This window comes from Siminovitchia terrae, assembly GCF_003605405.2.
Classification (GTDB): domain Bacteria; phylum Bacillota; class Bacilli; order Bacillales; family Bacillaceae_C; genus Siminovitchia; species Siminovitchia terrae.
Genome location: NZ_QYTW02000033.1, coordinates 1 through 16,461, shown reverse-complemented (window position 1 = coordinate 16,461; position 16,461 = coordinate 1). Strand labels below are relative to the sequence as shown.

Annotated in this window: 13 protein-coding genes and 2 pseudogenes; 2 read left to right on the top strand and 13 right to left on the bottom strand. The window is 41.4% G+C overall.

Going from position 1 to position 16,461, the window contains the following annotated elements:
- Positions 1-56: 56 nt before the first annotated feature.
- From D5F11_RS22375 to D5F11_RS22345, 8 genes are all read right to left on the bottom strand, one after another.
- A complete protein-coding gene (locus D5F11_RS22375; RefSeq protein ID WP_120118357.1) occupies positions 57-1,598 on the bottom strand; it encodes a bifunctional GNAT family N-acetyltransferase/carbon-nitrogen hydrolase family protein in 1,542 nt (513 codons plus the stop codon).
- 248 nt (positions 1,599-1,846) lie between these two features.
- Positions 1,847-2,005, bottom strand: coding sequence for a hypothetical protein (locus D5F11_RS26945; RefSeq protein ID WP_185830860.1), 159 nt, complete (start codon positions 2,003-2,005; stop codon positions 1,847-1,849).
- A 40-nt stretch (positions 2,006-2,045) separates the two neighbouring features.
- A complete protein-coding gene (locus tag D5F11_RS22370) occupies positions 2,046-3,128 on the bottom strand; it encodes a C45 family autoproteolytic acyltransferase/hydrolase (RefSeq protein WP_120118356.1) in 1,083 nt (360 codons plus the stop codon).
- Between the two features lie 22 nt (positions 3,129-3,150).
- A complete protein-coding gene (locus tag D5F11_RS22365; protein ID WP_120118355.1) occupies positions 3,151-4,428 on the bottom strand; it encodes an NAD(P)/FAD-dependent oxidoreductase in 1,278 nt (425 codons plus the stop codon).
- A gap of 40 nt (positions 4,429-4,468) precedes the next feature.
- Positions 4,469-5,515, bottom strand: a complete 1,047-nt coding sequence (locus D5F11_RS22360) for an ABC transporter substrate-binding protein (protein WP_120118354.1) — start codon at positions 5,513-5,515, stop codon at positions 4,469-4,471.
- 89 nt (positions 5,516-5,604) lie between these two features.
- Positions 5,605-5,841, bottom strand: a complete 237-nt coding sequence (locus D5F11_RS22355) for a hypothetical protein (RefSeq protein WP_120118353.1) — start codon at positions 5,839-5,841, stop codon at positions 5,605-5,607.
- A 122-nt stretch (positions 5,842-5,963) separates the two neighbouring features.
- On the bottom strand, positions 5,964-7,406 hold the full coding sequence (gene nhaC, locus D5F11_RS22350) for a Na+/H+ antiporter NhaC (RefSeq protein ID WP_120118352.1): 1,443 nt from the start codon (positions 7,404-7,406) through the stop codon (positions 5,964-5,966).
- A gap of 213 nt (positions 7,407-7,619) precedes the next feature.
- On the bottom strand, positions 7,620-8,999 hold the full coding sequence (locus tag D5F11_RS22345) for an aspartate aminotransferase family protein (protein WP_120118351.1): 1,380 nt from the start codon (positions 8,997-8,999) through the stop codon (positions 7,620-7,622).
- 185 nt (positions 9,000-9,184) lie between these two features.
- Between D5F11_RS22345 and D5F11_RS22340 the strand changes: the two genes are divergently transcribed.
- Positions 9,185-9,961: a nitrilase-related carbon-nitrogen hydrolase gene (locus tag D5F11_RS22340; RefSeq protein ID WP_120118350.1), complete on the top strand. Its 777-nt coding sequence runs from the start codon at positions 9,185-9,187 to the stop codon at positions 9,959-9,961.
- A gap of 54 nt (positions 9,962-10,015) precedes the next feature.
- Positions 10,016-10,885 (top strand): MurR/RpiR family transcriptional regulator, encoded by an 870-nt coding sequence (locus D5F11_RS22335; protein WP_120118349.1) that lies wholly within the window; start codon positions 10,016-10,018, stop codon positions 10,883-10,885.
- A 44-nt stretch (positions 10,886-10,929) separates the two neighbouring features.
- Here D5F11_RS22335 and D5F11_RS22330 read toward each other — a convergent pair whose 3' ends face one another.
- From D5F11_RS22330 to D5F11_RS22310, 5 genes and pseudogenes are all read right to left on the bottom strand, one after another.
- A complete protein-coding gene (locus D5F11_RS22330) occupies positions 10,930-12,561 on the bottom strand; it encodes an amidohydrolase (protein ID WP_120118348.1) in 1,632 nt (543 codons plus the stop codon).
- 42 nt (positions 12,562-12,603) lie between these two features.
- A pseudogene (locus D5F11_RS22325) lies at positions 12,604-13,883 on the bottom strand (APC family permease).
- Positions 13,884-14,010: 127 nt separating this feature from the next.
- Positions 14,011-14,952: an agmatinase gene (speB, locus tag D5F11_RS22320; protein WP_120118347.1), complete on the bottom strand. Its 942-nt coding sequence runs from the start codon at positions 14,950-14,952 to the stop codon at positions 14,011-14,013.
- 94 nt (positions 14,953-15,046) lie between these two features.
- Positions 15,047-15,595, bottom strand: coding sequence for a TetR/AcrR family transcriptional regulator (locus tag D5F11_RS22315; protein WP_281277109.1), 549 nt, complete (start codon positions 15,593-15,595; stop codon positions 15,047-15,049).
- Between the two features lie 291 nt (positions 15,596-15,886).
- A pseudogene (locus tag D5F11_RS22310) lies at positions 15,887-16,461 on the bottom strand (RNA-guided endonuclease TnpB family protein); the annotation flags it as partial.

Here is a 16,461-nt window from a genome sequence, read left to right as displayed (position 1 = left end):
TATATACGAGCTACTTTCATACGTTGCTTGTTCCAATTTGATGAACCTTTCTTGCGTCATACAATGGATGCGGATTCCGGCTCCTGTTTTTGAATTCTGTCATGAAACGGCGTTGCCGATCCTGTCTTGCGGTTTTTCCGCAATGTTTCCAAATCAACATCTCCGACAACGACAGCTTCTACATTTGGTCGGCTTTCAGCCACGACTCCTGCATTCGGGAAAGAGAAATCAACCGGAGAGAAAATGCCTGATTGTCCATACCTTGCATCTGCGAGTGTAACATTCGTCATATTTCCGGACGCCCCAGAAATAGCGGTATACACCTGGTTTTCAATAGCTCTTGCTTGAGAACAATAGCGAATTCGCAAATAGCCTTGTTCATTTTCTTCTGCAAATGGTGTAAATATGATTTGTGCCCCTTGATCGGCTGCTTTACGAGCAAGTTCCGGAAATAGAATGTCGTAACCGATCAATATCGCGATTTTTCCGCAGTCCGTATCAAATACCTTCACATCATTCCCCGGCCTAATACCAAGCCAGCTTTTCTCTGAGGGAGGCACATGAAGCTTGTATTGCCTATTAAATGTACCATTACGCCTAAATAGATAAGAAACATTATAAATCTCGTTATCTTCTTCCACATAATGTGATCCGGCAATGATATTGATATTGTATTTTAGAGCTAAATCAGAAAACAGCTGCAAATAATCTTCCGTATAGGTAGTCACCTTCTGGGCCTGTCCACTCGGAAACCTTTCATTTGAAAAAGCGGCCAGCTGCATTGTAAGCGCTTCAGGTAATAAGACGAAATCCGACCTTACCTTGGAACTACTGCGAACGTAATACTCACATTGTTTGGCAAATTCCTCAAAAGACCGGACTTCTTTATAATCATATTGAATGGAAGAAATACGCACAGGTAAAGAATGTCTGTAATCCCTGTCTGAAGGAGGGACATAATCTTCATTCACCCACTCCATTAATGTTGCATTTTCTAAAGAGGCTTTATCGTCGGGGAGATAGTTTGTCAGCACTTTCTTAAATTTAAATCCATTCATGGTTTGAAATACGATGACAGGATCATATATCTTCTTCTTGATTACCTGGTTAACGTATTCTTCTGGCGTAAGCTTATCAGCATATTTGTAATAATTGGGCATGCGGCCGCCAAATAAAATACTTTTCAAATTAAACTTCCGGCAAAGCTTCCGTCGTTCCTCATACAACCGGCGTCCAATCTTTAATTTCCTATAATCCGGATGCACCACAACATCCAATCCATACAGATTCTTTCCACTTGGGTTATGGTTTTGGATATAGCCGTTTCCGGAAATTTGATCAATAGTGTGGTCTTCACCATAGTCCTCAAAATTGATAATGATGCTGGAGCACGCCCCTATGATTTTTCCACCATATTCAACACAAAATTGTCCCTCTGGAAAAATATTAATATGGCTCCTGTAATGCTTGGCTTCAAAAGCAACTCCCGGAAGCCCAAAACTTAGATTGGCAACCTTTACAACTTCTTCAATATCCTCTTCACGGATATTGCGGATGGTGATTTCATTCTGATACTTTGCAGTGTCTGCTTCACTCATAAATACACTCCACTCCCTTTCTTTTACAAAAAGGAGAGAAAAACTCTCTCCTCATTTAAATTAACTGTATCAATTTAACTAATCTCACTTAACGCCCCTCGGTGGTGCTTTTTTCAGGCAACTGCTTCAACCAGACTGAAGTTTGATAGGGCATACGGTCATTCATTAAACCAACGCATGGTTCAGTTGTATAGTTTACCCCTATACGACCGCCCAACAATCAGATCCTCATCTGATCGTACAGGGAATCAACCGTAATTAAATACGCCTTGGCATATTTGCGCCCAGATTTTATCGAGCTCCGCTCGATAAATTTCCTCTGAAAATCTGTGGCATCCGCCGGAGGCTTTAACTTTATTCAGCCGGGGTTTGAACCCCCACTGAATGGAATAACAATAGGCATTCATCTCACCACTTACAGAAGTGGGAGACTTCTGCTGAATGAAGTTAAATCTCTTCATATGCGCCAATTGTTGGTTTACCTGCACAAAATAGAGTTTTCTTTTGTGATAGATTCATAATGATAGAGAATACCGTTTCTGAGCGGCGGTGCTCCGGCGCCTTTTCATTAGGGAAATGATTAATGGAGTTCGGATAATTATATTTATCGGTAAACCATCTCTTAAAACTATCCTCATTAATCATTTCTCCCTTTGTCAGAGCCGTATTGATGAGCTGCTCGGCACGCAGCTTCCGGATCATCGAATCTGTGTATTTAAATTCATTCAAATCTACTAGGTTCTTCAACAGCTCTGGTGAAAGGATATGGTTTGAATGAACGGCTGTACCATTTGGTTCCGTAATCAGGTCGATGCCAAATGGCGACACTTCAACGTTGGCCGCTAAAGACATGCCTTCACCTTCATGGCTTGCAATCATAAAATTGGCAGCAGAAGCCATTTGGCCATTGTTGACTCTTGACAAGGCTTCATGGAAAGAAGAAGAGTTCAAAACAGCCCTTAGACCTAGATGAATAGGAACTTCATCGGATTTTTTGTCCGTAATCAAAGCATTCAGACAAACAGCCAAACCGGCAGAGTTACAGCCGATTTTTCCAATAATCCCGCCTTCTGTCACCATTGTGATATCAGGCTTATCCTTTTGTTTGATTCGGAGAAGCAACAGACTGTCAATCTGACTGCCTTTCCAATCCCAGTTTTGGCCTATGATCGTTTCATCGCAAGCAGGAGCCGTTACGGCAATGGATGTGCATCCATCAGAAAAAAGCTTGTCCTTTCGCCCCGTAAGAGCTATTTCACTTCGTGCATTCAATGCTAAAATGTCCTCGAAGTCTACGCCTGCGCCACGTGCCACCCCTTCCATTTCCTCTATCAGCTCAGGATCATATGCTTCAATTGCTTTTAAATGGTCAAGCCCACGGTTACACGCTTCTTTCCAACTGATTTGATGATATCCGTAGAAGAGCTTCTCATACGTTTCCAAGCTGACTTGGATTTGCTCTTTTCCTTCACGACCATGCTTTTCACCTATTTCACGCGGCGTTCCTTCCAAATCTAACTGTTTAATCATAGACGCTGTTCCTTCTTTCTCTTTAGGAAATATAATCCAAAAACTTAAAGTAATATTTCATGATTCCCAATCCAGTGGCGTTCATATTATGGAACGGGATGGGTTTCAGGTTTGAGCGATCAAGAGGATTGTTTTTATCCCCTTCATTGAGCATATTCATAGCCACAATTTTCCCTAAAAGCGTAGACATTGCCGCTCCATGCCCTGCATATCCAAAAGCAAAGTGGGTACCGTCATCCAATTGGCCAACATAAGGAATCTTTTCGATGGTAAACCCTACTTTTCCGCTCCACTTGTAATCCACTTTAGCATCTTTCAACGCAGGAAAGACGTCTACCATGCCAGCCTGTAGATTCTCAAAGAGTCTTTGGGCATCCCGCTTGCTCGTCGTACGTCCCGATCCGCCGAATACCATACGATTGTCAGCGGAAAGCCTGAAATAATACAACAGGTTTTTCGTGTCACAGGCAGCACGGTTATGCTTCATCAGATTCTTGCACAATTCCTCAGGAAGTGTCTCGGTAGCAAGAACAATGCTTTCAACCGGTACAATTGATTTCTTGATCAGTTTATGAACATCAGTCGTATAAGCGTTAACAAACATTCCCACCTGCTTGGCAATGACCCGGCCATTGTTTGTCTCAACAATCACTCGATCATGTGATTCGCGCTTAATATTGATAGCTTCCGAATGTTCATAGATTGTTCCGCCGTTTTTTTCCACCGCGTTAGCCAAGCCGAGACAATAGTTCAATGGATGAAAAATGGCACTTTTTTCATCGATATGGGCTCCATGGTAAAAATCAGAATCCATTTCGGTATGCATATCTTGTTTTTCCACAATCTTTGTTTCAAAGTTATAATTTTTATATAAAAACTCTTGCTCCCGTCTCAGCCCATCCAAATGTGATGGCTTGTATGCGGCAAGCAAGTTTCCGTTTCGGAAAAAGTCACACTGGATGTCCTCTTTCTGAATGATGCCTTCAATCAGGTCGATACTGTCCAAAGACATTTGAAACATTTGCCTTGCGGCATCACTGCCGTATTTTTCAGTCAGCGCACGCATTGACTCGACATAGCCGATCAGGACTTCCCCGCCGTTCCTTCCACTGGCCCCGGACCCCACAGTATTGGACTCCAGTACTACAGTTTTCACATTCCTCTGTTGCAAGTGATAGGCTACGGAAAGCCCAGTAAAGCCGCCTCCTATGATAACGACGTCACATGTTTCCTCCCCTTGCTGGACAGGTCTTCTCTTCAGATCATTTGCTGTTGCTTGCCACAACGATTTGATACTCATGCTTCCACTCCTTCGAATTTAGCAGCTATCATTATATATATTACTGTTTAACTTCAGACCATGCACGGTCATAGTACTTGATCGCTTCTCCGACATCCTTCGCATGCACGCCCCGCTCAAATTCTTCATCTGTCAATTCCAGTTCTTGTTGTACATCATCAGGAAGCAATTCAAGTGCTGCCTTATTCGGGTTATGGTATGGATAATCCAATGTGATTTCTTTACTTATTTCAGGACGAAGAATGAAGTCAATAAATTTTTCTGCATTTTCTTTATGTGGTGCACCCTTAGGGATAACAAAGTTATCTTGCCACAAGCTGAGATGATCTTCAGGAAGGACCAGCTTAATGCTTGGATTCTCTCTCATGGCAAGCGCAGCTTCAGCTCCATAAACGACTCCTGCTTTCACCTCTCCGCTGACAAGAAGGTTTTTTGGGCTGTCACTGTCAAACGCTTTGATATTTGGCATCAGCTTTTTCAATTCCTTACCAGCCTTCATGATCTCATCTTCGTTTGTACTATTTACGGAATATCCCATCATTTCCAGCATGGCTCCTAGCATGGTACGGGGATCGTCAACTACAACAAGACTATCTTTCAGCTTTGGATTAAACAAATCTTTATAGCTCTTTATCTTAAAGTCTACCAAATCTTCATTATACGCAATGATTTCAGTACCCCACATGTACGGCACTGAGTATTCATCTTCCGGATCAAAATCCCATTTCATAAACTTTTCATCAATATTTTTTAAGTTTGGAATATTATCTTTATTGATTTTCTCAAGCTGACCTTCATTGATCAGCACTTCGATAAAATAAGTCGAAGGGACAGCTATATCATAAGTAGCATTCCCAACGTTCAACTTTGCGACAAGCTCTTCATTAGAAGAGATTGTACTGTAGTTTACTTTAATCCCAGTCTCTTCTTCAAACTGCTTAATCAATTCTTCGGGCAAGTATTCAGACCAATTTAGAATATTGACCACATTTTCATCCTTGCCCCCAGCCCCGCTGCCTCCGCATCCAGCGACCAGCAGAACAAACACCAATGCTGATACAAGTAAACCTGCCTTTTTGAATCTCATTTGGACATTCTCCTTTAGATGTTAGAAATTTCTATCTGGTTCCCCGCCTGTGATACCAGCCAGAAAGCTTGTGATTAGATTGTGCTGCCCTAAATTTCGAGAGCATATTCCTCCACATAAGCCAAGACCATTCCCTTGACGACTTCCTCTCCTTCCCGAACCTCCACTGAAGATATCTTTCCTTGATAGGTCTTTTTAATTTCCAGTATGGTATCATCCTTTAACCTGATTTTAAAAAATGTATTACAGCGTTTTTGGGTAAGATTTTCTTGAATACGGAATGTGACCAGGACTCCGTCACAAGGGCTTAAAATCATTTCTTCCATTAACACTATCCTCCCCCTCTTTAACCGATTTTTCAGTTCCCTCTAAAGGAATCGCTTTCATTTTTGAAAAAACCAAAGTTTCAATAAATTCTTCTTAAAAGAGCATGCAGTAGTTAACGATGTTAACTGACTGCATGTTGTTCTCTCTTGCTTTTGGCTTTTTCAGCTACTTCATCCTTGTATTCTATTTTAAATCCTGTCATCCCATAAATAATGGAAATGACTGGGCTGATCAAACATAGGAATGCAAATGGCAGATAGTCTAATGTCGCGACGCCAAGCGTAGTCGCCATAAAGGCTCCGCATGTATTCCAAGGAATAAGCGGTGAAGTCATCGTTCCTGCATCTTCAAGTGTACGGGACAGGTTTTTTGCTTTTAGTCCACGCTTTTCATATTCCGCAGCGTACATTCGTCCAGGAACAATGATAGACAGGTACTGATCACAGCCGACTATATTTGCTGATATACAAGTCGCAACCGTAGCTGCAATTAGACTTCCAGTCTTTTTAGCAAGTTTTAAAATACCTTGGACAATCGCTTCGAAAATTCCCGTTCTTTCCAGAACACCCCCGAAACACATGGCTATGATAATCAGAGAAACCGTATACAATACTGATTCTATACCGCCATTGTTCAATAGATTATCCACAATCTCGATTTCTGTGTTGATAGAATAGCCATAATATAAAATGTTTATGGCGTCTCCGACAGGAACTTTTTGGACTACGATAGCACAGATTGCTCCAAGCAGCGAGCCGATTGTCAATCCCGGAAGAGCTGGAATCTTAAAGATCATCATCACAATAATGAATGATGGAACCAGCAACAGCCAAGGTGATATTGTAAAAATTTCTCCAAGCTGGGACTGAAGCAGTTTCACCTCTGAAATTTCAGTGCCTTGTCCCGCAAATTTAATACCCATCACTGCATAAATGATCAATGCAATGACAAGAGCTGGGATGGTCGTATAAAGCATGTGCTTGATATGTTCAAACAACTCAACTCCGACAATACCTGGAGCCAGATTCGTCGTTTCGGAAAGAGGAGAAATTTTATCCCCGAAATACACGCCGGAAATGACAGCGCCTGCCACCATAGCCGGATTCATGCCAAGACCTTGACCGATTCCCATAATTGCAATCCCGATAGTTCCTGCAGCCGTCCAAGCATTCCCCGAAGCAATAGAAACGATACAGGAAATAGCGCAGGCAGCAACTAGAAAATATCCAGGAGCTAGAATATCCAACCCATAATAAATCATGGTCGGCACAATTCCACCAGCTATCCAAGAACCGATAATTGCACCGATTACCATTAATATAGTGATCGCTTGAAGCGCCATCCTGACTGCATCAAGCATGCCCTCTTCGATTTCTTTCCATTTATATCCGAGCCTTAACGCAACAATTGCAGCAACACCCGCACTTAAAAGCAACGGAATATGGGGGTCTGCCTCATATATGAATATCCCTGTAAATAGAGCAATCACCATAAACCCAATTGGAATCAAAGCTACAAGCAAAGTAGGTTTTTTCACATCTTGCCGTTCTCGTTGTTTTTCCAAATTTATGTAACCTCCCGATGAAAAAAAAGCGTTATCATTACACTTGCAATATTTGTGCCAAGAATGAAAGGGGGTTACTGATAACGTTTTCTTTATTAAAGCTGCTTAAGGTTATTCAAAAATGAATAATGATTGCTGATTTGCATGGATTTTTGAAAGTTAATCTTTTTTCAGAAGAAGCTCCGCTTCTGCAATCGAGAAGCGGAGCTTTATTTACAGCTTTCCAATCACTTTTTCATAGGCGTCCAACGTTTGGTCAATTTCGTCCTGCCCATGTGCACTTGAAATGCTATAACGGTTCAACGGCTTTGTATAGATTCCCTCATTTATTAATTGGAAATCTAATTCTCTTCTTAATTCAAAGTCAGCACTTTGCAGATCCCGGTAATTCAGGATTTGGTCTTTTTCGGTGAAAATCAAGTTGAAAATGGAACCCAAGCCCAATGTCTGTACCGCCATTCCCCTCTGGGAAAAAAGCTTGCTGATTCCTGTCTTCAACTTTTCAACCGTCTCATTGATTCGGCTGATCTCTTCCTCCAAAACTGCAATTGTTTCAAGGCCTGCTGCCAGAATGGAGGGATGCCCATTATACGTTCCGCTATGAAAAAGCACATCCCTTGCCTTGGAATTTTTGCTTTGACTATTGTCAAACACGTCTGAAGCAGCCTTTGGAAGACTTACCTCCATAACATTTTTTCGGCCTCCTGTAATACCGATCGGGTATCCTCCGCCAACTGCTTTGCCAAGCGCTGTCAAATCTGGTTTAATGTTGTAATATTCTTGGGCACCTCCCATTCCCAGCCGGAAACACGTTTTAACTTCATCAAAAATCAGGAGAATATCCAATTCCTCTGTCAATTTCCGAAGGCCTTCCATAAAACTTCTCTCGGCTGGAATGAACCCGCCTTGAATCGGCTCCACAATAATCGCAGCTAGTTCATCTTTCCTTTTCCTCAGAATATCCGAAGCTGCATCTAAATCATTAAACGGCAAAATGATTGTATGTTCTTCATGATAGTGATCCATCCCCTTGGATTCAGCAACCGACTTTGGCTGATGGGGATTCCCGGCTTCTTCTAATGACGGATTCACACTTACTAAAACCTGATCGTATCCGCCATGGTAATGCCCTTCAAATTTTGCAATTTTATTTTTACCCGTATAGGCGCATGCCAGGCGAATCGCCAGCAAAGTTGCTTCTGTTCCTGAGTTTGTATAACGCAGCAGCTCAATGCTTGGATACAGCTGTTGAATTTTCCTTCCCATTTCAACTTCCAGCCGGTGCGGAGTTCCAAATAAGTAGGTGCCATTATCATTTAATTGCTCTTGTACCGCCTGGAGTACTCTGGGGTGTCCATGTCCAAGAATCAATGCTCCATAAGAAAGCAAATAATCAATATATTCATTTCCATCTAAATCATACAGGCGGCTTCCTTTCCCTTTTTCCATAATAATAGGATAAGGTGCAAAGAACTTAATATTGGCCGTCGTCCCTCCCGGCATGACCTTAATTGCTTCCTTATAAAACTCCAATGATTTCGGAGTTTTTGCTGCAAAGCGTTTGATCCCCATCCCTCTTTCACTGATTGCCACTTATAAACACCTCTTTCGAGTAATTTAAATTTCTTATTTAAATATATTATGAAATATTTATTTCATTATATCCTATAAGCGCCTATTTAAAATAAAAATTTCTTTATTTAATTTAAATGTAATAAAAATTGCATAAATGCGTTAAATGTAATATCTTTAATGAAAAGCATAAGGATGTGTTCATATTGTCCATTCTGGTGGCCGCCATCCAAATGCATTCTGTGCCAAACCAGCCTATGAAAAATTTAAATACCGCTTTAAAAATGGTTAGAAATGCAAGATCACAAGGGGCAGGGATCATCGTGCTTCCGGAGCTTTGGAAAAGCGGATATTACTTATCGAAAGAGGAATTTGGCTTTCTGGGTGAAAACAAAAAAGGGAGCACTGTTCGGAAATTTCAAGAGCTTGCAATGGAATTAGGTGTTGTATTAGTCGTACCTTTTATTGAAAAAGAGGAGAAAAACCTCTATATCTCCACTGCCGTCATTGAAAAATCCGGAGATCTGCTGGCTTGTTACAGGAAATCTTTCTTATGGGGAAGGGAAAAAGAAATTTTTTCACCAGGAGAAAGAGAATACGAAGCTGTCCAAACATCAGTCGGCAAAATTGGAATATTGATTTGCTATGACATTGAATTTCCAGAACCAAGCCGTCACTTGGCACTGCAAGGGGTCGAGTTGATTATCGTGCCGTCCGTGTGGAGCATTCCCGCTGAGCCGAGATGGGATATACAACTCCCTGCCCGCGCCCTCGATAACACCGTATTTGTTTTGGGCGTAAACACAGCGTATGAAGGAAGCTGCGGGAAAAGCAAGCTGATCGCCCCTGACGGAAGAGTACTGGCTGAAGCACCAGCCAATGAGCCATGCATATTGATCCATGAGGTAAACTTTGATCTGATCCGCGAAACAAGAAAGAAGATTCCTTATTTAAGAGATTTGAACAATAGTCAGCCGATCTGAAACCTTGTTACAGAAAAAAATAGAGAGATTCAACAGATATTAAGGGTGAAATAAATGGAAAACTATAACGTATACAATCAAATTGCGGAAAAAATACCGGAAATGAGCAAATCTCATAAAAAAATAGCCAGTTTTATTTTAAACAACACAAATGTCGTTCCTTTTTTTAATGTGGCCACTCTCGCAAAAAAAACCGATGTGAGCGAAGCGACTGTCGTAAGGTTCGCTTCCTTTCTCGGATATTCAGGCTATCCGGAGCTGCAGTCCAGGATGCAAAGCTCAATTCAGAAGCAATTGACCACAACGGAACGGTTGAAGATGACAACCGATATATATGATGATCGCGACCAATCGATATATGACATTTTTTACGACGATATCGAAAATATCAAATCGACTATGGAGAAATTGGATATAGAAAAGTTTCATCAGGCGGTCGGCCTTTTACAGGAAGCGGATAAAATATATATCGCTGCCAATCGAAGTGCCGCAGCTTTGGGGATTTTCCTTCAATATTATTTAAACATCATTCTGGGGCATGCGGAGATGGTCCGTTCTGTGGAAAACCTGTCTGAACAATTGTATAACCTCAATGAAAAAGACGTGGTCATTGGCATTAGCTTTCCCCGTTATCCGAACAGCACGATTCAAACGCTCGCTTTTGCCAAGGAAAGAGGATCAAAGACCATTTGCATCACGGACAGCTTGCTTTCACCCATGATTCCCCATTCCGACGTCGCTTTGACTGCAACAAGCCAGATGCCGACATTCATTGATTCGTTCACTGCTCCACTCAGCCTAATCAACGCGATTGTGGTCAGTATCGGAAAAGGACGCATGGAAGAGGTCGAATCCCGCCTGGAAAAAATAGAAGAAGCTTGGGAGCGATTCGATGTGTTTCATAAGAGAGGGTCTTCTGAATAATTATTAGAAAAAGAACAGGGGCTCGTCCCCCGTTCTTTTCATTACTATGGATTTACCGTTTCCTTTAAATCTTCATATACGACATTCCCATCAGCTATCGTAAGCTCCACTCCTGTATTGGGAATGTCCTCTGCAGGAATATCAAACAGATTTTGTTTTAATACAACAATATCAGCGAATTTTCCTTCTTCAAGCGTTCCGAGTTCGTTTTCCCGGAAAGTCCCGTATGCCGAACCGGATGTATAAGCTTTCAATGCTTCGGATAACGAAATACGCTCATGCAGATGCCAAACATCATTCCCACTGCTGTCAATCCTTGTCACTGCGCGGTAAATTTGCAAAAGCGGGTTAAGGACATCAATGGGGCAATCTGTACCAAACGCTAACCTTGCTCCAGCTTTTTGCAGGGTATTAATCGCAAATACAAATCTTTCCCGTTCATCCCCAATCCGATCAGTGTAAACCCCCCGCTCTGACATCGCAAAATGGTCCGGCTGCATGGAAGCAGTGACTCCAAGCTCTTTAAAGCGGTGAATGTCATCCGGATGAATGACTTCAATGTGTTCAATCGCGTGTCTTGAATCCCTTACTCCATTCATTTTCTGTGCTTCCTCATACGCATCCAACGCAAGACGGATGGCCCCGTCTCCAATTGCATGGAATCGAATACTGAAACCTTCCTTATCCGCATCAGCAACCCACTTTTTGATCGTTTCCGGAGAAAATGAAGTGTCCCCCCTGCTTTCCGGCTGATCGGCATACGGCTCAAGCATATAGGCCGTACGGGAAGTGACGACGCCGTCTATAAATTGCTTAAGTCCTGCTACCTTTAATTTTTCGGATTGGTATGTTTTCTGTAACTCTTTTGCACGCTGCAGATCCCCATTCAATGCAGGCCATAAATGTATGCGGGTTGTCAGCCTGCCTTGATCCTCAAACTCTTTTAACAGCTCAAAATCATCAAGGATTGCCAGTGATTCGGTTGCATAAAGGTCATGCATGGCAGTCACACCAAGACTCGCTGCATGGTCAAGGAAGTTATTGAACATCTCCCTTTTTTGTTCCTTCGTAAAATCATAGGCGTGATTGGTCACAAGAGCCATTGCCTTTTCATATAAAATGCCATTGGGTTCACCATTTTCATCTTTGCCGATAATCCCATAGGACGGGCCCTCCGTATCCCGATTAATATTGGCAATTTCCAGCGCCTTAGAATTCACCCATGCATAATGGCCTTCTGCATGGAACATGATTGCAGGACGGTCAGGCAAAATTCGATCCAATGAGTGTCTGTCCGGCAATTGTTGATTATCCCAATATCCAGCATCCCATGTGAATCCGATGACCCAAGGGTTGCCCGGATTGGCCTTCGCAAAGTCGGTAATCATCCTGATTGCTTCTTTTTCCGAGCGGGCGGAAAATAGATCCACACTTATCAGCGATAAGGCACTTTGCATCACATGGAGGTGAAAATCATGAAAACCCGGCATGATTAACTGGTCATCAAAACGATAGGTTTTCGTTTGCTCCCCCGAATATGGTTTTATATCCTCCTCCGAACCAATGGCTACGATTTTATTTCCAATTATTGCAATAAATGCGGATTCCGGTTTATCAGACAGTCCTGTAAAAACTGCATTTCCTGAAATAATGATATCTGCTTTTTGTTGAGTCATACTAAATAGTCCTTTCTTTGGTGTTTAGCAATCGAAAGCTGCTTAAACAGCTTCCGATTCATCTATATTTTCAAGATTCATTTGCGGGGTCGACTTGCGGAACATGTTTGTAAGATAGGCCAAATAAATCAGACCGATCAGAAGCCAGCTTCCCCCAAGGATTAACGCGCTTTTTTCAAGGTTGGTCCATAACCATGCGTTGATACAAAATCCTATTAATGGAATGACCAAATATAGGATTGTATTTTTAACAGTGCCTCGATGGCCTTCCCTTATAAAATAATGTGAAATGACAGACAAATTAACGAACGAAAATGCAACAAGCACCCCGAAGTTGATGAAAGCAAGTAAAAGGTCCATGGACAACATCAATGCCAACAGAGAGAGGACTCCTACCAAAAGGATATTGAAAAGCGGGACTTTCAACTTCGGACTCAAGTATCCAAAGAAGCGTTTCGGTAACACTCCATCTCGTCCCATAGCAAATAAGAATCGGGAAATACCTGCATGTGAAACTGTAGCTGATGCGAAGCAGGCCACGATATACCCTGCCAAAAACAGAGAAGTGAACAGATTGCCAGTAACAGCCGACACAACCTCAAATCCGGCCGCATCCACATCATTAAAACTCATGAAATCAGGGAATACCATTTGAATGATGTACGAAATAAAGATGAATAGGCCTCCGCCAATTAATACAACGGCAAACATAGCCCTTGGAATGGTCTTTTCAGGATTAATTGTTTCTTCACTGAATGTAGTGATCGTATCGAAACCAAGAAATGACAGAAATAAAATTGCTGCTCCTGCAGTAACTGCTGAAAATGGGACATCCGGATTGTAAAACGGAAGTGCTGAAAATAATGTCCCTGTTCCCATTCCTCCCATAACCTGCTTGATACATAGGAAGGCGAAAATAGCCACAACCGAAAATTGAAAAATAACAAGTAAGAAATTGATATTTGCGGCAATTTTTACCCCGAGAACATTAATTGTTGTAATAACGATGATAAATAGTATAATCCATAACCATGCAGGAATCGCAGGAAAAGCCGTAGATAAGAATATCCCTACAACCAAGTAGTTAAGCATTGGTGTTAATAAATAATCCATCATAATCGCCCAGCCGACAAAAATCCGGCATTCGGATGTATTGCTTTTTGTGCATACGCATAAGAAGTTCCTGATGACGGAAAAACTTTCACCATCCTGCCGTAACTATAGACATTGAACAGCATAGCGACCAAAACGATCATATAGGCGGCCGGCACCATCCCTTGTGTCACCTGCGACGCAATGCCATAAGTGGTAAAGATGATCATCATCGTCATAAAGGCCAGTCCTAGAAATACAAGATGCCTGAAGGACAGTGTACGTTTCAATGAGTTTTGGTTCATCATATTCCCCCCCCATTTTTTACAATTCATGAAATCGCATACAAATGATTTATTATTTTTTTATATTTTGGTCCCTTCTCTTCAAAGCAATCAGCGAAACCATTTCATAGATGATATTGGCCGCAGCAGCTGCAGTGATGTCACCGCTGTCATATGCAGGCAGAACTTCCACCAAATCAAATCCGATAATGTTCAGTCCATCCAGCCTTCTAACAAACTCCAGACCTTCAAAGCTCGTTGGTCCCCCAACCTCCGGTGTTCCTGTTCCCGGTGCATAGGATGGATCAAGAAAGTCAATGTCATATGAAACAAATACTGGTTTATCCCCCACTCTTTCATGGATTTCTTTTATAACGCTTTCAAAACCTATATTCCTGACCTCTCGCATTGTCAGTACTTTGAAACCGAGTTCAATTGCGCCGTCAACATCTTCGGGCTCAAAAAGCGATCCCCGCATGCCTATTTGAATGGAATGCTCAACATCAACCAAACCTTCTTCAACTGCCCTGCGGAATGGGGTGGCATGCGAATATTTCTCCCCGAATAATTCATCCCAGGTATCACAGTGTGAATCAAAATGAACGAGAGCAATTGGACCATGATGTTTTGCTGCAGCTCGTAAATGGGCCAAAGTAATCGAATGATCTCCACCCATCATCACCGGAATAATGTTTCTTTTAAAAATTGGATCAAGCTCCTTCTCAATATTTTGATAGGTTCTATGAATATTACCAGGGATCACTTCAACATCTCCGTAATCCACGCCAACACAATAATCAAAGACCTTGATCCGTTGATCCGGATTATACGGACGAATCATGCCCGAAAAGTTCCGAATGTGCTGGGGACCATATCTTTGTCCCGTCCGGTTTGTGGCCGCCATATCAAACGGGACACCAATAATGGCAAAATCAACCCCATCGACAGCTTTTCTGCGCTCCAACTTCATGAAGGAGTAGGCCGGCGTGATAGAAGAAACAACTGGATTGTACATAAAAAACCCTCCTAATACCCTATATTTTTTAGGAAACTCATATAGTTTTTATAGTTTCCAAACTTATAAATCTAGAGAATAAAAGATTTTGCAATCATTTATTCTCTGTTTTAAGGCCATCTATCAAAATAGAAACAATATCATCCATTGCATCAACTGGTGCAATGTTATTTTCTAAATAAAAGCTTTGCTCAAGAGTCGTATTGATTGAAACAATGATCACCTTCATAATCAAAGCGACATTCATATTTTTAATGATTCCCTCTTCAATCCCCTGCTCTACAAGGATTCGGATTTCTTCCCAATCACTTTGAAGAAAGCTGTCCACTTTTGCCCACTGTTCTGGAAAGAATTTCTTCATTTCGTTTAAAATTCTTATATCAGTGAGTTCGAGATGGTCCGGAACGATAGCGATAACACCTCTGAGCCTTTCGATTAAAGGCAGCTCTTCATTACTTTTGATTGCACGGGCTTTTTCTTCCATGTTTTCGAGGGTCATGTCGATCAATTCATCCAGTATTTCAGCTTTGGACGAATAATATTTATACAATGTTTTTTTGCTGACACCCAACCTTCGGGCCAGATCATCCATCGAAAACCTTAAACCCTGCTGTTGAATTTCCTTTCGGAATCCCTCTAAGATACGTTCTTTAATTTATCTCACACCTTTTTAAAAAGCTACAGGAAACTGAAGAAACTTATTTGGTTTTTATTATAGTACCATCAGCGATACTATTAAACAAGAAAAATTTTTCAGATTTTTGATTGTTATAGACCAATAGTTTGACAGCCTATAGTACAATTAACAAACTGGAATATATTGAATTTTTTGGATAGCCTAATCAAAACTTTCGGTTACGAAAGTGTTCTTAGGAATCTCCCACTTCAAACAGACCATAAGTATGTTAAGTGGGAGTAGTTCAAACTGTTTTTATGTGATTTTATGTAAGTAGTCTGTTCTTGCGTTTGTGACTTTTTCATGGAGGCGTGCTACTTTACGTTTTTGTTTTTGAACATTTTTTGCTTCATCTAATTGACATTCTCGTTTGAATGCTAATTCTTGGCGTCTGGAAAGAATACGTTGTGCTTTCACTAATTTTTCTTCCAGTTTGCGAAACCATTTAGGATTTTCGTATTCTGTTCCGTTAGAAAGAATCGCAAAGTTCTTTAAGCCGACATCAACGCCAATAGAAGAACCTGTCTTAGGCAACTCATGTCCTTCTGTTTCAACCAATACGGACACAAAGTATTTGCCACTTGGATTACGCCTAACAGTTGCGTTAAGAATACGACCTTCTATTTCACGACTTTTTGCAAAACGAACAAGACCAAGTTTAGGTAATTTAATTTTGTTACCTACAATGGCGATATTACCATTCGTGTGCTTGGTTGTGTAAGATTGCACTTTGTTCTTTTTAGATTTGAAGCGAGGTATCCTGTTTTGTTTCTTGAAAAATCGCGAATACGAATCAGCAAGGTTTTTAAGTGAAGATTGAATCGCAGTGCTGT